Annotated in this window: 17 protein-coding genes; 13 read left to right on the forward strand and 4 right to left on the reverse strand. The window is 60.0% G+C overall.

The features are described from left to right. The 3 genes from AO388_RS29510 to AO388_RS00010 form a co-directional block, all read right to left on the reverse strand. On the reverse strand, nucleotides 1-123 hold a 123-nt coding region (locus AO388_RS29510), incomplete at its 3' end, for a hypothetical protein (RefSeq protein WP_442963816.1). Nucleotides 124-681: 558 nt separating this feature from the next. After that, a complete protein-coding gene (locus AO388_RS00005; RefSeq protein WP_004414173.1) occupies nucleotides 682-1,722 on the reverse strand; it encodes an AraC family transcriptional regulator in 1,041 nt (346 codons plus the stop codon). A 2-nt stretch (nucleotides 1,723-1,724) separates the two neighbouring features. Further along, a complete protein-coding gene (locus tag AO388_RS00010; RefSeq protein WP_058415874.1) occupies nucleotides 1,725-2,858 on the reverse strand; it encodes a carbon-nitrogen hydrolase family protein in 1,134 nt (377 codons plus the stop codon). 207 nt (nucleotides 2,859-3,065) lie between these two features. Between AO388_RS00010 and AO388_RS00015 the strand changes: the two genes are divergently transcribed. From AO388_RS00015 to AO388_RS00035, 5 genes are all read left to right on the forward strand, one after another. Then, on the forward strand, nucleotides 3,066-5,105 hold the full coding sequence (locus AO388_RS00015; RefSeq protein ID WP_004414170.1) for an NADPH-dependent 2,4-dienoyl-CoA reductase: 2,040 nt from the start codon (nucleotides 3,066-3,068) through the stop codon (nucleotides 5,103-5,105). Between the two features lie 84 nt (nucleotides 5,106-5,189). After that, nucleotides 5,190-6,134, forward strand: coding sequence for a 1-aminocyclopropane-1-carboxylate deaminase/D-cysteine desulfhydrase (locus AO388_RS00020; protein ID WP_058415875.1), 945 nt, complete (start codon nucleotides 5,190-5,192; stop codon nucleotides 6,132-6,134). Between the two features lie 148 nt (nucleotides 6,135-6,282). Next, nucleotides 6,283-7,620, forward strand: coding sequence for an MFS transporter (locus AO388_RS00025; RefSeq protein ID WP_058396659.1), 1,338 nt, complete (start codon nucleotides 6,283-6,285; stop codon nucleotides 7,618-7,620). 542 nt (nucleotides 7,621-8,162) lie between these two features. Then, nucleotides 8,163-9,371, forward strand: coding sequence for an MFS transporter (locus AO388_RS00030; protein ID WP_054081184.1), 1,209 nt, complete (start codon nucleotides 8,163-8,165; stop codon nucleotides 9,369-9,371). Beyond that, entirely contained in the window at nucleotides 9,371-10,651 is a 1,281-nt protein-coding gene (locus AO388_RS00035) for an arsenic transporter (RefSeq protein WP_044308663.1), read from the forward strand. Before AO388_RS00030 ends, AO388_RS00035 begins: the two co-directional genes overlap by 1 nt. Nucleotides 10,652-10,812: 161 nt before the next feature. Here AO388_RS00035 and AO388_RS00040 read toward each other — a convergent pair whose 3' ends face one another. After that, on the reverse strand, nucleotides 10,813-11,757 hold the full coding sequence (locus AO388_RS00040) for a DUF1853 family protein (protein WP_058415958.1): 945 nt from the start codon (nucleotides 11,755-11,757) through the stop codon (nucleotides 10,813-10,815). 371 nt (nucleotides 11,758-12,128) lie between these two features. Here AO388_RS00040 and AO388_RS00045 point away from each other — a divergent pair, with 371 nt between their 5' ends. From AO388_RS00045 to AO388_RS00080, 8 genes are all read left to right on the forward strand, one after another. After that, nucleotides 12,129-13,196, forward strand: coding sequence for a GGDEF domain-containing protein (locus AO388_RS00045; protein WP_046719742.1), 1,068 nt, complete (start codon nucleotides 12,129-12,131; stop codon nucleotides 13,194-13,196). A 141-nt stretch (nucleotides 13,197-13,337) separates the two neighbouring features. Then, nucleotides 13,338-14,228, forward strand: coding sequence for an NAD(+) kinase (locus AO388_RS00050; protein WP_003409651.1), 891 nt, complete (start codon nucleotides 13,338-13,340; stop codon nucleotides 14,226-14,228). Further along, nucleotides 14,228-15,193: a metallophosphoesterase gene (locus AO388_RS00055; RefSeq protein WP_003409653.1), complete on the forward strand. Its 966-nt coding sequence runs from the start codon at nucleotides 14,228-14,230 to the stop codon at nucleotides 15,191-15,193. Before AO388_RS00050 ends, AO388_RS00055 begins: the two co-directional genes overlap by 1 nt. A gap of 2 nt (nucleotides 15,194-15,195) precedes the next feature. Then, a complete protein-coding gene (locus tag AO388_RS00060; protein WP_058396656.1) occupies nucleotides 15,196-16,068 on the forward strand; it encodes a rhomboid family intramembrane serine protease in 873 nt (290 codons plus the stop codon). A 28-nt stretch (nucleotides 16,069-16,096) separates the two neighbouring features. Further along, nucleotides 16,097-16,357: a YeaC family protein gene (locus tag AO388_RS00065; RefSeq protein WP_003368468.1), complete on the forward strand. Its 261-nt coding sequence runs from the start codon at nucleotides 16,097-16,099 to the stop codon at nucleotides 16,355-16,357. Beyond that, entirely contained in the window at nucleotides 16,354-17,187 is an 834-nt protein-coding gene (locus AO388_RS00070) for a DUF2797 domain-containing protein (RefSeq protein WP_004414155.1), read from the forward strand. Before AO388_RS00065 ends, AO388_RS00070 begins: the two co-directional genes overlap by 4 nt. Nucleotides 17,188-17,199: 12 nt before the next feature. Then, nucleotides 17,200-19,866, forward strand: a complete 2,667-nt coding sequence (gene pepN, locus AO388_RS00075) for an aminopeptidase N (RefSeq protein WP_054081182.1) — start codon at nucleotides 17,200-17,202, stop codon at nucleotides 19,864-19,866. Between the two features lie 394 nt (nucleotides 19,867-20,260). Next, a complete protein-coding gene (locus AO388_RS00080; protein ID WP_058415876.1) occupies nucleotides 20,261-20,914 on the forward strand; it encodes a YjfI family protein in 654 nt (217 codons plus the stop codon). Nucleotides 20,915-20,926 lie beyond the last annotated feature (12 nt).

Raw genomic sequence — 20,926 nt, forward strand, 5'->3', positions numbered from 1 at the left:
GCCCAGCCGTTCGGACAGCTGGCGAGCGCCTTGCAGCGGCGTTTCGATGGCAACGTCGTAAACGCGGGAGGTGAGGATTTTGCGCGCGTAATAGTTGAGCAGATCGTGCGGGCCCTGGCTCATCGCATCGCCTCTTCATACGTTGTGCCTGGATACTCGGCGAACGCGCGCGGCAGATCGATAATCAGGTCCAGAATGGCGAGAAGGGCAATAGAGCGAGGGGTGGCGATCATGTCTGACTCCTGATTCGGCAATGGTTGCCCGGGAGACAGAAGAAACCCGCCTCCAGGGCGGGTTTTTTGCAAACGTCGGCTAACCCGCCATGACTGGAATGACGGTAATAATAATCTGGCCGAGGTTGTGCTTGATGAGGTTCATGAGCAGGAGGTTAGGTCGACACTGGCATGCAAGTCAATAGCGCCCGTCCGCTAGAGAGTTGAGGGGAGTGCTGAATCGGCCGCTGTCTTTTTCGTCTGTTTGACAGGAATCAACATTTTTATTTCACATTGGCACTTTAATGTTGATCTTGCGGTCAGTTATTTCAGCTTTGATTATTACCCCCAATCACTCAGCCAAGAGGGCGAAGAAATGGACGAATACCAGGAAGAACTACTTGAATACCGTGCATCGGAACTGGACCCGGTAGAGCCTGCCGACGACGCTACCGAACTGTGAACGGCTTCATGCGCTTTGACGCTGGCTGCGGCGGAACTCTCCCGGAGTCTGCCCGTTCCAGCGTTTGAAGGCGCGTTGAAAGGCTTCGGCAGAAGCGAATCCCAGCAGGTAGGCGATCTCCCCGAACGCCAGTTCAGTGTCGCGAATATAAGTCATCGCCAGATCGCGCCGCGTGTCATTGAGCACTGCGCGAAAGCATGTACCTTCCTCGGTCAGCTTGCGGCGCAGCGTCCAGGTGGGCAGTTTGAGCCTTGCCGCCACTTCCTCCAGATCCGGTTCACTTCCGCCGTTCAATAGCGGCCCCAGCAATTGAATGATGCGTTCACGCAGGCTGCGGGTGCGGGTCTGTTGTTCCAGTTCGCTTTCGCACAGCTGCAACAGGTGCCGCCAGGTACTTGGGCAATGGTCCGGGTTGCGTAATGCCAAGCTGGTCTGATCCAGACGCAGTTGATTGGTCGCCGCGCCAAACACCATCGGGTTATCACTCAAAGCGGCGTACTGCGCGGCATAGTCAGGCGCTTCGAATTCGATCTCGATGCGTTGTGCGCGCAGTTCTGTACCTGCCAGCGTCGAAAGCTGAGCCAGCCAGCCACCTAGAATCGAGTCCACCACAAACCTGTTGTAAGCGTTGTAGGGGCTGATCGAATAGAAGCGCATCCAGGCGCCGCCGGCATCCTCGTGGAAACTCGACTGGCCGCGATAATTGGAACCGTACAAAGGCTCAAAGCGAATCAGCGTGCGCGCCGCCTCGCGCACGTTGGGTGCCTGGGCCGCAGTGATACCGGCCAGACCTGCCTGCGCAAAACGACTGAGCTGGCCCATGCGCAACCCCAGCCCGGGCTGGCCGGTCAGTTGGATGGCGGCATGCCCCAGGCGCATGTAGCGCGGGATCGATAGCCGCGCTCGCGCCTGGCTCAGGCGAATCGGGTCAAGACCGTACTGCTCCAGCAGCGCGTCAGGGTTCCTGTCGAAACTGTTGACCGCATCAGTCAGGCTCTGGATGAAACCCACCGACAGATCACCGAGGCGCAGCGTCAGGGTCGGCATCGTCAAAGCCAGAGGTTGATCAGGCGCGCGCCGCCAGTGGCAGCATTTTCCTGCTGTGGCTCGGCGATCGTTTGCCCTGCGTAGCTGGCAAAACTTTGTCCGGCCACGCCCTGATTCCAGAACTGTCCGCGCATGAATACACTGATCCCGGCCTGCGCAGTGCTTTGCGGAGCACGGCCGGTCAATGTCAGGTGATGCCAGGCGTCGCCCTCACTAGGCGTTTCGTTCGGCACGTCGATGTCTGAGTGCCGAGGCTTGCGCCACGGTTGGGACCAGGCGGCCTTGCCGATCACAAAGGCCGGCACCGCAATCAGTTGTGCACCGCTCTGGTTCAGGCGCGCGTAATTCTCCGGGTACCAGCTGTCGCTACCGATCAGCACTCCCAGACGCCCGGCCGGGGTGTCGACCACATACAACGGTGCGTCGCTTGCCGTGTGCACATAACGCCTCTGATAGCGCTCGGCGTACAACTGACGCTGTGGCTGACCGAGCGGCAGGCCATCGCTGCCAAATGTCAGGCTGCTGTTATACAGGGCGCCGTTGCCGACTTTCAGCTGACCGCCTTCAACACTGGGATCGGGCAGCACAATTGAACCGGCCACCAGTGTGACGCCGAACTCTCTGGCCAGCCCGCCAAACAGTGTCTGATAGTCCCGCGCCATCGATCGGGCCTTGATCCGCAGGTGGGCGTCATCCAGACGGTCCCGGCCTTCGGCCCGCAGCACCGCTTTGATGAATTGCAGCGGGTTGCTCCACGACAGCCAGTCCATGGCTTCATCCAGCGTGGCAGCTTGATAGAGCTGATCCTTCTCGCCACTGGCGAACAGCCATGTGCCGATATGTTCCGGCAGTACCACCACCGTTCGTGGGTTGATCAGGCCATGTTCACGGGCCTGTTGCAGATAAGCGGCGAGCTTGCGGTGCAGTCGCTCAATGTTCTGGTAATCAGTCGGAAACAACTCGGGCTCGATCCCCAGCAGATTGCCGCGTTCTCCGGGCTGGCCTTCATTGATGGCCAGACGAATGCGCAGATCGGACAGGTAGTGACCCGCCGGGCGTTGTCCGGTCCAGATTGCGTAGCTGACAAGGCTGGCAATACTCAGCAGGAGCAGGCAGATGGCGAAGAATTTGCGCATAAAAAGATCGAATGACGGCCATCGGGAAATTGTCGACTAGGGTAGGGCGGCGTCAGGCGCTTGCCAAGTGCCACTGCGCGTTTGGATCAATAACTTGTCACTTTCGGTCATTGAGTGTGTGGCGGGATGCGTCTTTACTGTTGCCCATGAACCAGAGGACCCGCAGAGGTCCTTGCTATTCCGTGATTGACTCGATGGAGCTTCGCCATGACTGCTGCTCATTATCCGCACCTGCTGGCCCCCCTGGATCTGGGCTTCACGACCTTGCGCAACCGCACCCTGATGGGCTCGATGCACACCGGTCTTGAGGAGCGGCCGGGCGGCTTCGAGCGCATGGCGACCTACTTTGCCGAGCGTGCCCGCGGCGGGGTCGGGCTGATGGTCACCGGTGGCATCGCGCCCAATGAAGAGGGTGGTGTCTATGACGGCGCGGCGAAGCTAACCAACGCTGAAGAAGCGGAGCACCATCGCATCGTGACGCGTGCGGTGCACGAGGCTGGCGGCAAGATCTGCCTGCAGATTCTCCATGCCGGTCGTTACGCCTACAGCCGCAAGCAGGTCGCGCCGAGCGCCATTCAGGCGCCGATCAACCCGTTCACGCCGCGAGAGCTGGACGAAGAGGGCATCGAAAAGCAGATCGCCGATTTCGTGACCTGTTCGACGCTGGCGCGCAGTGCCGGTTATGACGGTGTCGAAATCATGGGTTCGGAAGGCTACTTCATCAATCAGTTCCTGGCCGCGCATACCAATCACCGCACCGACCGTTGGGGCGGCAGTTATGAAAACCGTATGCGTCTGGCGGTCGAGATTGTCAGGCGCGTACGTGAGGCGGTCGGGGCACACTTCATCATCATCTTTCGCCTGTCGATGCTCGATCTTGTGGAAGGCGGCAGCAGTTGGGAAGAAATCGTCGAGCTGGCCAAGGCGGTCGAGCAGGCCGGAGCGACCCTGATCAACACCGGTATCGGCTGGCATGAAGCGCGCATTCCGACCATCGCCACCAAGGTGCCGCGCGCCGCGTTCAGCAAGGTCACTGCCAAGCTGCGAGGCTCGGTGAACATCCCGCTGATTACCACCAACCGGATCAATACCCCGGAAGTTGCCGAGCGCATTCTCAGCGAAGGTGATGCGGACATGGTCTCAATGGCTCGTCCGTTTCTGGCCGATCCCGAGTTCGTCAACAAGGCCGCTGCGGGCCATGCCGAACGCATCAACACCTGCATCGGCTGCAATCAGGCGTGCCTCGACCACACCTTCGGCGGCAAGCTGACCAGCTGTCTGGTCAATCCGCGTGCCTGCCACGAGACCGAGCTCAATTACCTGCCCACCCTGCAGGTCAGGAAAATTGCCGTAGTGGGCGCCGGGCCTGCCGGTCTGGCCGCCGCAACGGTTGCCGCACAGCGCGGGCATGAGGTGACGCTGTTCGATTCGGCCAGCGAAATCGGCGGCCAGTTCAATATCGCCAAGCGCGTGCCGGGCAAGGAGGAATTCGCCGAAACCCTGCGTTACTTCCGCAACAAAGTGCAGGAGACGGGTGTTCAGTTGCGCCTCGGCAATCGGGTAAAGGCCGCAGACTTGCTGGGCGCAGGTTTTGACGAGGTGATTCTGGCGACCGGCATCGCGCCGCGCACACCGGCCATCCCCGGTATCGATAACCCCATGGTGTTGAGCTATCTGGACGTCATATTGCAGCGCAAGCCGGTCGGGCGCCGCGTGGCAGTGATAGGTGCGGGTGGCATCGGTTTCGATGTGTCGGAATTTCTCGTGCATCAAGGCGTGGCCACCAGTCTGGATCGCGAGGCTTTCTGGAAAGAGTGGGGCATCGACACGACCTTGCAGGCCCGCGGCGGTGTCGCCGGAGTCAAGTCCGAAGTCCACGCGCCGGCACGTCAGGTGTTTCTCTTGCAGCGCAAGAGTTCCAAAGTCGGCGATGGCCTGGGCAAGACCACCGGCTGGATTCACCGCACGGGGCTCAAGAACAAACAGGTGCAGATGCTCAATGCCGTGCAGTACCTGAAAATCGACGATGCAGGGCTGCATATTCGCATTGGCGAAGACGGCGAGGAAAAGCTGCTGGCGGTGGATAATGTGGTGATCTGTGCCGGGCAGGACCCGTTGCGTGAACTGTATGACGAACTGCTCAACGGCGGGCAAAGCGTGCACCTGATTGGCGGCGCGGACGTTGCCGCAGAGCTGGACGCCAAACGGGCCATCGACCAGGGCTCGCGTCTGGCCGCCACCCTGTGACAGACAATGCCTGATTCAGGGCTTCGCGCCGCAGCCTGCTGATCGACGAAGACCCTGAAACGGCTTGTCTGTAGACTACGGCGCATGATGCTTGACGCCCTCGGCTGGCAACCCACTGCGCCCTTGGAACGCTTGAACCTGCCCTGGCTGCAAGACGCCGGGGTCGAGGTTGCGATTCTGCGTCTGGACCTTATCGATGCGCTGATCAGCGGCAACAAGTGGTTCAAGCTCAGCGAGCACCTGAGCCTGGCTGTGGACTCGGGTGCCGAGGGACTGATCAGCCTCGGCGGAGCGCACTCCAATCATCTGCATGCCCTGGCCGCTGCAGGCAAGCGCTTCGGTTTCCCGACGGTCGGCCTGCTACGTGGTCATGCCCAGCAGACGCCGACGGTGCTCGATCTGCAGGCTTTCAATATGCAACTGCACTGGCTGGGTTACGCCGGCTATCGTGAGCGGCATGCTGCTGGCTTCTGGTCGACCTGGCAGTCCCGCTATCCCGGTCTTTATCCGATTGCCGAAGGCGGTGGCGGGCTTGCTGGTGCTCTGGGTTGCGGTCGATTGCGGGCAATGGTCGAAGAGCAACTCGGGCATCTGGGTTGGGGCGATTACCACGGATGGTGGCTGGCGGCAGGCACCGGTACCACGCTGGCCGGCTTGCTGTTGGCAGAGGCGGGCGTTCGTCCGGTGTATGGGGCGATGGCTGTGCCCGAGGATCACGGGGGCGCGCAAAACATTATCGCGATGCTGAGTGAGGCGGCTGGTGCGCAGGCCGACGCCAGTACGTGCCTGCCTCCCAACTGTGTTCTGCTTGATGCCAGCCGCGGCGGTTTTGCCAGGACCGACGCGGCGCTGCTCGATTTCATTGCCGCCAGCGAGGCTCAGAGCGGCATACCCCTGGAACCACTGTACACCGGCAAGGCATTGCTGGCCCTGCATGATGAGGTGCTGGCCGGTCGTTTCGCGCCCGGCACCCACCTGGTCTTCGTCCACACCGGCGGCCTTCAGGGGCGGCGCGCGATGGACCTGTAAACCACGTGGCAGAGCCTTTGGCACGAATTCTGCGCAGTTCGATGGCGAGACGTCGGCCCTGACTACGTGGATGACACTTCTGGAGAGGGGCATCCGGGTCGCTGTCTCGATAATCGATCCATTCCAGATCAAGACGTCGAGGCCAGTCATGACAACTCCTACCGTAGAGCAAGTCGATCCTGCCACGCTGAAAAAAGTCATCGTCGCTGCGGCCATCGGCAACTTTGTCGAGTGGTTCGATTTTGCTGTGTATGGCTTTCTGGCAACGACGATTGCGCTGCAGTTCTTCCCCAGCGGCGACAGCAGTGCGGCGTTGCTGAAAACCTTTGCCGTGTTCGCCGTGGCCTTCGCCTTCCGACCGCTGGGCGGGATTTTCTTCGGCATGCTGGGTGACCGGATCGGGCGCAAGAAAACCCTGGCGATGACCATCCTGCTGATGGCCGGTGCCACCACACTGATCGGCCTGTTACCGACCTATGCTGCTATCGGTGTGATGGCGCCGGTGCTGCTGACCATCATTCGCTGCGCGCAGGGTTTTTCGGCCGGCGGGGAGTATGCCGGCGCCTGTGCTTACCTCATGGAGCACGCCCCGCGCACGCAACGTGCCTGGTACGGCAGTTTCGTTCCGGTCTCGACGTTCTCCGCATTCGCTGCTGCGGCAGTGGTGGCTTACGCGCTGGAGTCATTTTTATCGACCGAGGCGATGGGTAACTGGGGCTGGCGTCTGCCGTTTCTGATTGCTGCACCGCTGGGGCTGGTCGGGCTGTACCTGCGCTGGAAGCTCGATGAAACCCCGGCGTTTCAGGCGGTCGCTCAAGAACACGCCGTTGCCCATTCGCCACTCAAGGACACCTTGCGCCATCACGCGGCGGCGATGTGCTGTCTGGGCGCATTCGTGTCGTTGACGGCGTTGTCGTTCTACATGTTCACCACCTATTTCGCGACCTACCTGCAAGTGGCCGGTGGGTTGAGCAGGGCAACGGCGCTGCTGGTCTCGTTGATCGCTCTGGCCTTCGCCGCCGCCCTCTGCCCACTGGCCGGTGCCTATTCGGATCGGGTAGGGCGCCGGGTCACGATGGCAACGGCCTGCATTCTGTTGATGATCGTGGTGTTTCCATCATTCCTGATGGCCAGCTCCGGCTCGTTCATCGCCTCGATCATCGGCGTCATGCTGCTCGCCGTGGGCGCAGTGCTGTGCGGCGTGGTAACGGCCGCACTGCTGTCGGAAACCTTTCCCACCCGTACCCGCTACACCGCCTCGGCGATCACCTACAACATGGCCTACACCCTGTTCGGCGGCACCGCGCCGCTGATGGCCACCTGGCTGATCAGCATGACCGGCAGCAACCTGTCGCCCGCGTTCTACCTCATCGTAGTTGCAGCGCTGGCAATGGCTGGCGGCATGGCCCTGCCGGAAACCTCGAAAATCTCGTTGCATGATGTACCTGTTGCAGGTGAGGAGCCGGTGGTGGGGTCAATTGCCTGAGTGCGGGAGTGGTGCGTTAAAACCCGCAGCCTCTGCCGCAAGCGCTTTTCAACAGCGAAGGAACCCGACGAAGTCGGGCCGGAAACTGAGCTGGGACTTTGCTTGCTTTGGTCCCTCAAAGTAAGGCGCCGTAAGGGCGCAAAGGTGACCTGAGCCAAACACCAATCCTCCTGACATCACAGAACCATCGTGTGACGCAGAGCGTCACGAACTGCATTACCACGCGGAGCGTGGAAACGAGAATCCGAGTCGAACTTCAATCCGCCTGATGTCACAGGGCCGCTGTGTGACGCGGAGCGTCACGAACTGCATTACCACGCGGAGCGTGGGAACGAGAATCCGAGTCGAACTTCAATCCGCCTGATGTCACAGAGCCGCTGTATGACGCGGAGCGTCACGAAAGGTATTTCCGTCAGCGAAAACGCAACAAAACGTGGCACAGTCGCCCCGAAAAATGGCACATTGGCGCGCCCCGATACGCGTGACACATCTTGTAATCATCCGTACCGGGCGACCCGCGAACCCTTTTACGGATAAATACCATGGCGACCAGTGCTCCGCCCGCGACGGCGAAGGCCTCGACCACCTCCCAAGCCAGCCCGCTGGTGATGCGCATCATCGGTGCCGTCGCCCTCGCGCACCTGGTCAATGACCTGATTCAAGCCATCCTTCCGTCGATCTACCCCATGCTCAAGGCCAGCTACGACCTGAGCTTCACCCAGATCGGCCTGATTACCCTGACCTTTCAGATCACCGCCTCGCTGCTGCAGCCCTGGGTCGGTTATTACACTGACCGCCATCCCAACCCGCTGGTACTGCCCGTCGGATCGATCTGCACGCTGATCGGCATCGTGATGATGTCGGTGGTCGGCAGCTTCCCCTTGATCCTGCTGGCCGCTGCATTGATCGGCATCGGCTCTTCGACGTTCCACCCGGAAGCCTCGCGTATCGCGCGACTGGCCTCCGGTGGTCGCTACGGGCTTGCGCAATCGACCTTTCAGGTCGGTGGCAACACGGGCACGGCGTTCGGACCATTGTTGGCAGCGGCGATCATCATCCCGTTCGGCCAGGGCAATGTCGCCTGGATCGGGCTGTTTGCGTTGTTCTCGCTGGGGCTGCTGTACGCAATCAGCCGCTGGTATCGCGCGCACCTCAATCTGTTCAAGCTCAAGGCCGGTCAGGCCGCGACTCATGGTCTGTCCAGAAAGCGTGTGATTGCCTCCTTGGCAGTGCTGGCGTTTCTGGTGTTTTCCAAGTTCTTCTACATGACCAGCCTGACCAGCTATTTCACCTTCTACCTGATCGAGAAATTTGACCTGTCGGTCGCCAGCTCGCAGTTGCACCTGTTCCTGTTTCTGGGCGCCGTGGCGGCAGGGACCTTTTTCGGTGGGCCGATCGGTGACCGCATTGGCCGCAAGGCGGTGATCTGGTTCTCGATTCTTGGCGCTGCGCCGTTCACCCTGGCGCTGCCCTACGCCGATCTGTTCTGGACCAGCGTACTCAGTGTGATCATTGGCTTTGTACTGGCCTCGGCGTTTTCCGCCATCGTGGTCTACGCCCAGGAGCTGGTGCCTGGCAACGTGGGCATGATTGCCGGGCTGTTCTTCGGCCTGATGTTCGGCTTCGGCGGCATCGGTGCTGCCTTGCTTGGCTATCTGGCCGACAGCCACGGCATCCTGTTCGTCTACACGCTGTGCTCCTACCTGCCGCTGCTCGGCATCCTCGCGATTCTTCTGCCTCGGACCAAATAATGCTGATAGCAACGCTGATTTTCCTGTTCACCATCACGCTGGTCATCTGGCAACCCAAGGGCCTGGGCGTAGGCTGGAGTGCCGTACTGGGGGCAATCCTGGCGTTGCTGACAGGCGTCGTGCATTTCAGTGACATCGCTGTGGTGTGGGGCATCATCTGGAATGCCACGGCGACCTTCATTTCGCTGATCATCATCACGCTGCTGCTTGATGAAGCCGGTTTCTTTGCCTGGGCAGCGCTGCATGTGGCGCGCTGGGGCAAGGGCAACGGACGCCGTCTGTTTGCCTTGTTCGTGCTGTTCGGCGCGCTGGTGTCGGCTTTGTTCGCCAACGATGGTGCCGTGCTGATCCTCACCCCGATCGTCATTGCCATGATGCTGGCGTTGCGCTTTTCGCCTGCCTCGACGCTGGCGTTCGTCATGGCGGCCGGTTTCATCGCCGATACGGCCAGCCTGCCGCTGGTGGTCTCGAACCTGGTGAACATTGTGTCGGCGGATTACTTCAAGATCGGTTTCAACCGTTACGCAGCGGTCATGGTGCCGGTGAATCTGGCCAGTGTCGCCGCCACCCTGGCCGTGCTGATGTGGTACTTCCGTCGGGACATTCCCGCCGAGTTCGAGCCCGAGCATCTGGACAAGCCGGAAACGGCTATCCACGACCGCGCCACGTTTCTGGCCGGTTGGGCGGTGTTGCTGATTCTGCTGGTGGGCTGTTTCGCCCTTGAGCCGCTGGGCATCCCGATCAGTGCGATCTCGTCAGTGTGCGCAGTGTTGCTGCTGGGCATCGCTGCCAAAGGGCATACGATCAAGACGCGCAAGGTGATGAAAGAAGCACCGTGGCACATCGTGGTCTTTTCGCTGGGTATGTACCTGGTGGTCTATGGCCTGCGTAACGCCGGGCTGACCGATTACCTGGCCAATCTGCTGGATTGGTTCGCGGGCTATGGTATCTGGGGCGCGGCGATGGGCACCGGTGTGATGACCGCGTTCCTGTCTTCGATCATGAACAACATGCCCACGGTACTCATCGGGCTGCTGTCCATCGACGCAAGTCATGCCAGCGGCGCCATCCAGGAAGCGATGATCTACGCCAACGTGATCGGCAGCGACCTCGGCCCGAAAATCACTCCTATAGGCAGCCTGGCCACGCTGCTCTGGCTGCATGTCCTGGAGCGCAAGGGCATCACTATCAGCTGGGGCTATTACTTCAAGGTCGGCATCGTCCTGACCGTGCCTGTGCTGCTGGTCACACTGGCTGCGCTGGCATTGCGGTTGAGTTGAGCGGATGACGGGTGTCGGCCCAAGCTGTGTAAAAACTACTGCGCTCGGCAATACTGCTTTAAAAACAGGCGAAAAATGCTCATTTGGAACACCTAGAGTCGGTCGCGACCCCGGCCGTTTTCGCCTGTTTTTGCCTTGTCTTGCCTTCGCTCGTGACGTTTTTACACAACCTGGGCCAGATTCGGCCACAGGTCCGACACCAGAAACAGCCGCTCGGCTTCCTCCCAATTGCCCTCTGCATTTTCCCTGAGGCGCACCAATAGCTGCGCCGGGGCCAGCGGGTCGAGCTCACTCAGCCAGTCGTGCAACTGCTGATCGCTCCACGCCTGGTTGTAGAGTGCCGGCGCCAGCCAGGCATGGCGCGGCAAGGGCTGCCAGCGTCCCGGCTGGCTTTGCGCAAGGAACGACTGCCAGTCACGCTGGTGCAGCCAGCGACCCTTGAGGTGCTGCGGATGAATGCCGGCAGGGGATTGGCATGAGCCTGGCCACGGGTACAACAGATAGCCGCCCAGCCACAACCGTGCATTGAACGCCTCGACCCCCAGCGCTGCCAGCGTCGCCCGGCTTTCCGGACGTGCGGACATTGGCAACTGATGCTGGCTCAGATGGGTCAGCTTGCGGTCCAGCCGGTCCTGACAGCCAGGCCCCAGCCAGTGCGCCGGATCGCGGCCATCGCCGTCCTGCGGCCCGAGGTAGAGCTTGATCGCCAGTTCGACGTGGTGCACGCCTTCACCATCCCGCAACAGCATGTCCAACTCGCCCAGCGTCTGATTGCCAAGCCTGATGGGCAGGTTGGCGGCGATTATTTCCACCCCCGGTGCATGCTGCACGGCGAATTGCCAGAGCCGTTCGTAATAGCGGCCCAGTCTTCGTGTGCTGGCTTGCGCCAGCCAGTCTTCCAGCGGACGGCTGTCGTGGTCCAGTTGCCAGAGAAAATCCGCCAGCTGCTGTGGGGCTTTCACCCAGTCGCTGCCCGCCAGTGGATGGCGTTGCGGCCAGGGTGCGGTTTCAAGCATGGGCGGGGCGAGGATCACCCAGGCAAGGTCGCGCACTTCGGAATGCCGCAATCGGCGGGGGAGATCGATCAGGCCGGGGAATAGAGTCATGCGCCGAGAATAGCGTGAGTCGCCACCGACAGACAGCGTGTTCGGCAAGCGGCCGGTGCGCACGGGTATTTTTTGCTTCGCAGACAACACATGACGTACGACGTGCGACGGGATGATCATCGAATAAAGAAAGGTTATCGAAAACTATCAGTGGCCTTCTCTTTGTGCAAACTGTCATTCATATCCAGTATATTGTTTGCGTCAAACAATTCAGGCACTGCTCAATGATGTTCATTGGCCGGTCTGTCTCAATTGTGGTCACCTGGTGGTGAACGTCATTCAATCAGTCGGTCGACTCGTGGGCTGCCTAATATAGGCAGTCTTCATGCGGCGGATATTCGACTCGGCAAATCGGATGCCTGGAGTTTTCTATGAACGGTGATATGCAGGCCCGGATAAAACAACTGCTCTCACCCGCCATTGCCCGTGTGCAATGTATTGCCATCGTTTGTTGGCTGGTTGTTCTGTCGGTCACGCCGTATCTGCAATTCGGTCTGCCGGAAATGCTGCTGACCCTTGGCCTGCTGGGGGCGTGCGCCTGGCAATACCGCGCGGTCGACTTCAGAGTCTGGCGATGTATGGGCATGACATTCGTGATCATTGTGGCACTGTGCTTTTCAAGGGCGGGCCATTTGCGCACCGGGATGGACATCAACTGGTCACTCTCGGTCGCCGTGATGATTATCCTGTGTTCGACATTGTTAGTGGTGTATACACGGGATTATCTTCTGGTCGCGGTACTCGCCTGGTGTATTCTCTCTCCCGCTCAAGGATTGGACACGGACAGTGTCGCGACTCTGTTCATGACACTGTTCTTTATCACGTCGGTCAGTCTGGGCAGTGTGATGAATCACACTTACACGCGCACACTTCGTACGGTATTGAGTCTGGAACATCAGTTTCGCGAACTGTCGCTGACCGATGACCTGACCGCCATATTGAATCGCCGGGCACTGATGCAGGCACTGGATAAACATGTGCTGAATAACTCCGCGGGTTATTTTCTGATGCTCGATATTGATGACTTCAAAACCATCAATGATCAATTTGGCCACGACGCCGGTGATCAGGCACTTCGCGTGATGGCTGGCTGCCTGCAAAAGACTGTGGGCAGTCTCGCCTTCGGACGCATGGGCGGAGAGGAGTTCGGCGTGATCCTGCCAATGTGCAGTGAAGATGAAGCTCGGGAATATGTGCTGAACCTGCTGGACTGCATCAGAAAATCACTCGCTGTCAGCCCGCTGACCTGCAGTGCCGGGCTGGCCGACATCCCAGCGGCAGTGGACAGCTCGGAAGTGCTCAAGACTGCCGACATCAATTTGTATCAGGCCAAGCGGGGCGGCAAGGACCGGGCATTCTGGCGAGGTGCGCAGATAGGCGGCCATCGAGCGGGCGGCGTCAGTGTGGAATGCGATAAAACCCGCGCTCTGACACGGTAGGCAGGCATCGGACTTTAGCGTGCTGCCCATACCCTGTTGCAAGGTCCGCGAAACCCTTTTTAAACCCCGGTTTGCTGCTGTCAGGCCCTTTCGCCCATAATCACGTTTTTAAAGTCGTATCGAACCCGCAGCAGGAGCCTCATGGAGCAATTTCGCAATATCGGCATCATCGGTCGCCTGGGCAGTGTTCAGGTGCTCGAGACCGTTCGCCGACTCAAGAGATTCCTGCTGGACCGCCACCTGCACGTCATTCTCGAAGAGACAATCGCCGAGGTCCTGCCCGGTCATGGCCTGCAGACCTCATCGCGCAAGATGCTCGGCGAGGTCTGCGACATGGTCATTGTGGTCGGCGGCGACGGCAGCCTGCTGGGCGCAGCGCGGGCGCTGGCCCGGCATAACGTTCCGGTGCTGGGCATCAACCGTGGCAGCCTGGGCTTTCTGACCGACATCCGTCCCGACGAGCTGGAGGTCAAATGTGCCGAAGTGCTCGACGGGCATTACCTGGTTGAAAACCGCTTCCTGCTCCAGGCCGAAGTGCGTCGCCACGGCGAGGCCATCGGTCAGGGCGATGCGCTCAACGACGTGGTGCTGCACCCCGGCAAGTCCACGCGCATGATCGAATTCGAGATCTACATCGACGGTCAGTTCGTGTGCAGTCAGAAGGCCGACGGCCTGATCGTCGCCACGCCGACCGGATCGACGGCCTACGCGCTGTCTGCAGGCGGGCCGATCATGCACCCCAAGCTCGACGCCATCGTCATCGTGCCGATGTACCCGCATACCCTGTCCGGGCGGCCCATCGTGGTCGACGGCAACAGCGAGCTGAAAATCGTGGTGTCCAAGGACATGACCATTTACCCGCAAGTGTCGTGCGACGGTCAGAATCACTTCACCTGTGCACCGGGTGACACCATTACGGTCAGCAAGAAACCGCAGAAACTGCGTCTGATCCATCCGTTGGATCACAATTATTACGAGGTCTGCCGCACCAAGCTCGGCTGGGGCAGCAAGCTCGGCGGCGGGGGCGATTAATGCTCGATCCGGCGCGTGGCTATGATCTGATCGGTGACGTGCACGGGTGTGCCCATACCCTCGAGCACTTGCTGGAGCTTCTCGGTTACCGTCTGCAGGCTGGCGTTTGGCGCCATCCCGAGCGCATCGTCATCTTCCTCGGCGACATCATCGACCGCGGCCCGCGCATTCGCGAATCGCTGCACATTGTTCGCGACATGGTTCAGGCCGGTCAGGCGTTGTGCATCATGGGCAACCACGAGTTCAACGCGCTGGGCTGGGTGACGCCGGCCCTGTCCGAAAGCGGTCACCAGTTCGTGCGCGAGCACACCCCGCGTCATGCGCGGCTGATCGGCGAGACCCTGGCGCAGTTCGAGCAGTATCCGGATGAGTGGAGCGAGTTCGTCAATTGGTTCTACGAGTTACCGCTGTACCTCGATGCCGGTCGCTTCAGGGTCGTGCATGCCTGCTGGGATGCGACCCTGATCGATCCGCTGCGTGGCCTGCATGGTACGGGGTGTATCGACAAGCATTTCGTCCAGGCATCGGCAGTACCCGGCAGCTTCGCCAGTAATGTCTTCAATCGTCTGCTGCGTGGCACCGACATGCGTCTGCCGCACGGCCTGACCCTGACTGGCGGTGATGGACTGACCCGCGAATTCTTCCGCACCAAATTCTGGGAGGATGATCCGCAAACCTATGGCGACGTGGTCTTTCAGCCGGACGCCTTGCCCGAAGGGGTTGCCAAGACGCCGCTGTCCACATCGGAAAAAAACGCGTTGCTGCGGTATGGCATCAATGAGCCGCTGCTGTTTGTCGGTCATTACTGGCGCAGCGGCATCCCTGCGCCCATCCGGCCTAACCTGGCCTGTCTGGATTACAGCGCCGTGCTCTACGGCAAACTGGTCGCCTATCGGCTGGACCAGGAAACACAAATCGATCCGGACAAATTCGTCTGGGTAGATGTGCAGCGTCCCGAGGTTTGAGAATGAGTCCTGTAGCTGTCCTGCGCTTGCCGCTGAGCACCGACCTGAGCGGTTTTATCAGTTTGTTGCTGCGCTTGCAGATTCCTCACCGAGTCAGTGAAGAGGCTGGCGAGCAAGTCCTGTGGGTGCCGGACGCGCCGCGACTGGTCGAAGAAGTGCGCGAGTTGTACACGCGCTTCCCCGAAGGCGACGAGCACGTTCAACTGGCGCAAGACACCGTGAACTCCACCTACAAGCCGCCCGGCCTGATCGAGCAGTTACGCAGCAGTCCGGTGACGGCCCTGGTGTTGCTGGTCACCTTGCTGGTGGCCGGCTTGACGCTGCTGGGCGATAACCTTGAGGCCGTCCGCTGGCTGACCTTTCAGGATTTCCGCATCAATGGCGAGTACGCAACGTTTCTGCCATTGTCCGAAAGCCTCGCGTCCGGGCAGTGGTGGCGCATCATCTCGCCCATGCTGATCCACTTCGGCATCCTGCACCTGGCCATGAACGGCATGTGGTTCTGGGAGCTGGGGCGGCGGATTGAAATTCGTCAGGGCAGCCTGTCGTTGCTGTTGCTGACCTTGCTGTTCTCGTCGGTCTCAAATTACGTGCAGTACCTGTTCAGCGGCCCAAGCCTGTTTGGCGGACTGTCCGGCGTGCTGTATGGCCTGCTCGGGCATTGCTGGATTTTCCAGATGCTGGCGCCCAACCCGGTCTATCGCCTGCCGCGCGGGGTGTTGATCATGATGCTGGTCTGGCTGGCACTGTGCCTGTCCGGGCTGGTGAGCATGCTCGGCTTCGGCGAGATCGCCAACGGTGCGCATGTCGGCGGGCTGATCATCGGTTGTGTCACCGGGCTGCTGGGTGGTGCGATTGCACGCCGCAAGGCCTAGAATTACCCGCTATTTTCTGGAGTGCGCCATGTCGTCTTTTATAGAAATGATCGAAAACATCACCCCGGATATCTACGAGAGCCTGAAACTGGCTGTGGAAATCGGCAAATGGTCCGACGGTCGCAAGCTCACTCAAGAGCAGCGTGAACTGTCCCTGCAGGCGCTGATCGCCTGGGAAGCGCAGAACCTGCCGGAAGACCAGCGTACGGGCTACATGGGGCCGCAGGAATGCGCCTCGAAATCGGCCCCGGTGCCCAATATCCTGTTCAAATCGGATGCTATTCATTGATCGAAATTGGTCGCGGAGCAGTCAACAAAATGTCGGCGCGTCAGGATGACACGTCGTGTGTGCAATACGCTTTTCGCCTGGGCGACACCGAGATAGCAGTCAACCCGCTGATCGGCAAGACGCTGCGTCTGGAGTTTCTCGGCGCCATTCATTGCAGTCATTGCGGGCGCAAGACCAAGTCCAGCTACAGCCAGGGTTACTGCTACCCGTGCATGCTCAAGCTGGCGCAGTGCGACCTGTGCATCATGAGCCCGGAAAAATGCCATCACGACCAGGGCACCTGCCGTGATCCGGCGTGGGGCGAGCAGTTCTGCATGACCGATCACATCGTTTACCTGGCCAATTCGTCAGGCGTGAAGGTTGGTATTACCCGCTCAACGCAGTTGCCGACCCGCTGGCTGGACCAGGGTGCAAGCCAGGCTCTGCCGATCCTGCGCGTAGCAACCCGCCAACAGTCCGGCTTCGTCGAAGACCTGCTGCGCAGCCAGGTGGCCGATCGTACCAACTGGCGTGCCTTGCTCAAGGGTGACGCTCAACCCGTCGATCTCAAGGCCATTCGCCAGGAGCTGTTCGACAGTTGCGGCGCAGGGCTGCTGGGATTGCAAGAACGATTCGGGCTGCAGGCCATCCAATTGCTACATGACGCCGAGCCTGTCGAGTTTCGTTACCCGGTCGAGGCGTATCCGACCAAGATTGTCAGCTTCAATCTGGACAAGAACCCGATTGCCGAAGGCACGCTGCTGGGGATCAAGGGCCAATACCTGATTTTCGACACCGGCGTGATCAATATTCGCAAGTACACGGCCTATCAGCTGGCCGTGCATCAGTAGAAGGATTCCAGCATGCGCACCGAACAACCGAAAATGATCTACCTGAAGGATTACCAGGCTCCCGAGTACCTCATCGATGAGACGAACCTGACCTTCGAACTGTTCGACGACCACTCGCTGGTTCACGCGCAACTGGTTATGCGCCGCAACCCCGAGCGTGGCGCAGGCCTGCCGCCGCTGGTGCTGGATGGTCAGCATCTGGAACTGGTCTCGGTCAAACTGAGCGATGTCGAGCTGAGCGCTGCGGATTATCAGTTGACCGACGATCACCTGACCCTGCACCCACAGGCTGAAAGCTTTACGGTCGACAGCACCGTGCGCATCCATCCGGAATCCAACACCGCGCTGGAAGGGCTGTACAAGTCCAGCGGCATGTTCTGCACCCAGTGCGAGGCCGAAGGCTTCCGCAAGATCACCTATTACCTCGACCGTCCTGACGTGATGAGCAAGTTCACCACCACCGTCAGCGCCGACAAGCAGGGCTTCCCGATCCTGCTGTCCAACGGCAACCCGGTGGCCAGCGGCGAAGAAGAGGGTGGTCGGCACTGGGCGACCTGGGAAGACCCGTTCATGAAACCGGCCTACCTGTTCGCGCTGGTGGCCGGTGATCTGTGGTGTATCGAAGACACGTTCACCACCATGAATGAGCGGAATGTGACCCTGCGTATCTACGTCGAGCCGGAAAACATCGACAAGTGCCAGCACGCCATGACCAGCCTGAAGAAGTCCATGCGTTGGGACGAAGAGACCTACGGTCGCGAGTACGATCTGGACATCTTCATGATTGTCGCGGTCAACGACTTCAACATGGGCGCGATGGAGAACAAGGGCCTCAACATCTTCAACTCCAGTGCCGTGCTGGCGCGTGCCGAGACGGCGACCGATGCCGCACACCAGCGTGTCGAAGCGATTGTCGCCCACGAATACTTCCACAACTGGTCGGGCAATCGCGTGACCTGCCGTGACTGGTTCCAGCTGTCGCTCAAGGAAGGCTTCACGGTGTACCGCGACGCCGGTTTCTCGGCCGACATGAACTCGGCTACGGTCAAGCGTATCCAGGACGTTGCCTACCTGCGTACTCACCAGTTCGCCGAGGACGCAGGCCCGATGGCGCACGCCGTGCGTCCGGACAGCTTCATCGAAATCTCCAACTTCTACACCCTGACCGTGTACGAGAAGGGTTCGGAAGTGGTCGGCATGCTTCACACCCTGCTGGGTGCTGAAGGCTTCCGCAAGGGCAGCGATCTGTATTTCGAACGCCACGATGGCCAGGCCGTGACCTGTGACGACTTCATCAAGGCCATGGAAGACGCCAATGGCGTCGACCTGACCCAGTTCAAGCGCTGGTACAGCCAGGCGGGCACGCCGCGTCTGGCGGTCAGCGAGTCGTACGATGCTGCGGCCAAAACCTACAGCCTGACCTTCCGTCAGAGCTGCCCGACCACACCAGGCCAGCCTGGCGATCAGAAGCAACCTTTCGTGATCCCGGTTGAACTGGGGCTGCTAGACAGCAAGGGTGGCGAAATTGCCCTGCGTCTGGCGAACGAAACGGCGGCGACCGGCACCTCACGAGTGTTGTCGGTTACTGAAGCCGAGCAGACCTTCACCTTCGTCGACGTCGCGGAAAAGCCGCTGCCTTCGCTGCTGCGCGGCTTCTCAGCGCCGGTCAAGCTGAGCTTCCCGTATGACCGCGACCAACTGATGTTCCTGATGCAGCACGACAGCGATGGTTTCAATCGCTGGGATGCCGGTCAGCAGTTGTCGGTTCAGATATTGCAGGAACTGATCGGCCAGCATCAGCAAGGCCAAAAACTGGTCATGGATCAGCGTCTGATCACTGCACTGGGTACCGTGCTGGCGGATGATGACCTGGATCAGGCGATGGTCGCGGAAATGCTCTCGTTGCCGGGCGAAGCTTATCTGACCGAAATCAGTGAAGTGGCCGACGTTGATGCCATTCACGCTGCTCGCGAGTTTGCCCGTCAGCAACTGGCAGAGGGGCTGTTCGATGGGCTGCTGGCGCGCTATCAGGCCAACCGTGAAGTGTCGAAGGTCACGCCTTATGTGGCCGAAGCCGCGCACTTTGCCCGTCGTGCCCTGCAGAATATCGCGCTGTCGTACCTGATGCTGAGCGGCAAGCCGGAGGTGCTGGCAGCCACCATTGATCAGTTCGATACCAGCGACAACATGACCGAGCGCCTGACTGCGCTGGCCGTGCTGGTCAATTCACCGTTCACTGCCGAGCGCGACAAGGCGCTCGCGGTGTTTGCCGAGAACTTCAAGAGCAATGCTCTGGTCATGGATCAGTGGTTCAGCGTCCAGGCGGCGAGCACGCTGCCAGGCGGCCTGCAGCGTGTGCAGGAATTGATGAAACACCCGGCCTTCAGCATCAAGAACCCGAACAAGGTGCGTGCCCTGATCGGTGCCTTCGCCGGGCAGAACCTGGTCAACTTCCACGCGGCTGATGGCTCCGGCTACCGCTTCCTGGCGGACCTCGTGATCGAGCTGAACGCGCTGAACCCGCAGATCGCTTCTCGTCAATTGGCACCACTGACCCGCTGGCGCAAATACGACAGCGCCCGTCAGGCGCTGATGAAGGCCGAGCTGGAGCGCATCCTCGCCTCCGGCAAACTGTCGGCGGACGTGTATGAAGTGGTGAGCAAAAGCCTGGCTGAATAAGGGTTTGTGCTGTGCCTATTGCCTGAACTGCGTGGGTGATAAAGGCGCTGTCTGCTGATGCGGACAGCGCCTTTTTTGATTTGTGTGCCAATGCTCAAAGCGCTCATCGCAATGCGCCCATCTCGTGGGAGCGAGCTTGCTCGCGAAGGCGATGGTTGCAACGCCTCTGTCCGTGGATTGTACTGGCACCTTCGCGAGCAAGCCCGCTCCTGCAGAGACTGGCGTTTATCCAGTTACCAGCGTTTCAGCCATCCGGTTTTCAGAATTCATCTCGTGTTGTGTAACGACGATAAGAATTCACTCCTGAAAATCTCACATGTGATGCGTATCTATCTTCAGAAACATCTGATACGTTGCTTACCTGATTCACGGCCAGCAGCAAGGGGAAGCGCCAATGCCTCGTAAAACCCAGGGCGATAACGCAACGGTCCCGGCCAAGGTGTCCAAGAGCTCCACTGATTACATGCGTGAAATGCGCCTGCGGCTCAAGGAGGCGGGGCTGGTGAAGCGCGAATTCTGGATCCGGCCGGAAAATGTCGATGCCTTGCGGGGGATCGAAAAAGCTTTAAGACAGCCCTTTCTGGGCAACAGAATAAAACTGGAGGACTTCATGACCGAGAATACCCACTGGACCATCAGCTCTCTGCAGAAGGCACTCAGCGAACTGGAACTGGTGACGAACGGCAAGATCGAGCTTGATGTGACCGAGGGCGATGCCTCGGGAATCAGGCTGACCATGGCCGACTACGGCGACCTGCCGATCTACATCGCCGTGGAAGGCGAGCAGATTCTCGCCGATGCGACCTTGATCGAAGTGAACAAGATCAAGAACGTGCAAGCGTTCAACGACGTTGTCCTGCGCAGCCGCGACCTGTTTCCGCTGTCGTCGGTCGGCATCGAAAAGCTGGGCGGCGGTCAGGAAGTCTACTGCCTGTTCGGCGCACTGAGCGCGGCCTCTTCGCTCACTGTAATCGTGCAGGAAATCCTCACACTCGCGGACAACGTGATCCGTGCGGCCGATGCTTTTGAAGATCATTTCATCTACTGAACAGCGCTGTCA

The organism is Pseudomonas sp. ICMP 10191 (assembly GCF_001467335.1).
Lineage (GTDB): Bacteria > Pseudomonadota > Gammaproteobacteria > Pseudomonadales > Pseudomonadaceae > Aquipseudomonas > Aquipseudomonas cerasi.

Coding starts and splice junctions, on each gene's coding strand:
- AO388_RS00030 (WP_054081184.1), top strand. CDS start 8,163: ATGGCGACCAGTGCTCCGCCCGCGACGGCGAAGGCCTCGACCACCTCC.
- AO388_RS00080 (WP_058415876.1), top strand. CDS start 20,261: ATGCCTCGTAAAACCCAGGGCGATAACGCAACGGTCCCGGCCAAGGTG.
- AO388_RS00050 (WP_003409651.1), top strand. CDS start 13,338: ATGGAGCAATTTCGCAATATCGGCATCATCGGTCGCCTGGGCAGTGTT.
- AO388_RS00035 (WP_044308663.1), top strand. CDS start 9,371: ATGCTGATAGCAACGCTGATTTTCCTGTTCACCATCACGCTGGTCATC.
- AO388_RS00005 (WP_004414173.1), bottom strand. CDS start 1,722: ATGCCGACCCTGACGCTGCGCCTCGGTGATCTGTCGGTGGGTTTCATC.
- AO388_RS00015 (WP_004414170.1), top strand. CDS start 3,066: ATGACTGCTGCTCATTATCCGCACCTGCTGGCCCCCCTGGATCTGGGC.
- AO388_RS00010 (WP_058415874.1), bottom strand. CDS start 2,858: ATGCGCAAATTCTTCGCCATCTGCCTGCTCCTGCTGAGTATTGCCAGC.
- pepN (WP_054081182.1), top strand. CDS start 17,200: ATGCGCACCGAACAACCGAAAATGATCTACCTGAAGGATTACCAGGCT.
- AO388_RS00040 (WP_058415958.1), bottom strand. CDS start 11,757: ATGACTCTATTCCCCGGCCTGATCGATCTCCCCCGCCGATTGCGGCAT.
- AO388_RS00060 (WP_058396656.1), top strand. CDS start 15,196: ATGAGTCCTGTAGCTGTCCTGCGCTTGCCGCTGAGCACCGACCTGAGC.
- AO388_RS00065 (WP_003368468.1), top strand. CDS start 16,097: ATGTCGTCTTTTATAGAAATGATCGAAAACATCACCCCGGATATCTAC.
- AO388_RS00025 (WP_058396659.1), top strand. CDS start 6,283: ATGACAACTCCTACCGTAGAGCAAGTCGATCCTGCCACGCTGAAAAAA.
- AO388_RS00045 (WP_046719742.1), top strand. CDS start 12,129: ATGAACGGTGATATGCAGGCCCGGATAAAACAACTGCTCTCACCCGCC.
- AO388_RS00020 (WP_058415875.1), top strand. CDS start 5,190: ATGATGCTTGACGCCCTCGGCTGGCAACCCACTGCGCCCTTGGAACGC.
- AO388_RS00055 (WP_003409653.1), top strand. CDS start 14,228: ATGCTCGATCCGGCGCGTGGCTATGATCTGATCGGTGACGTGCACGGG.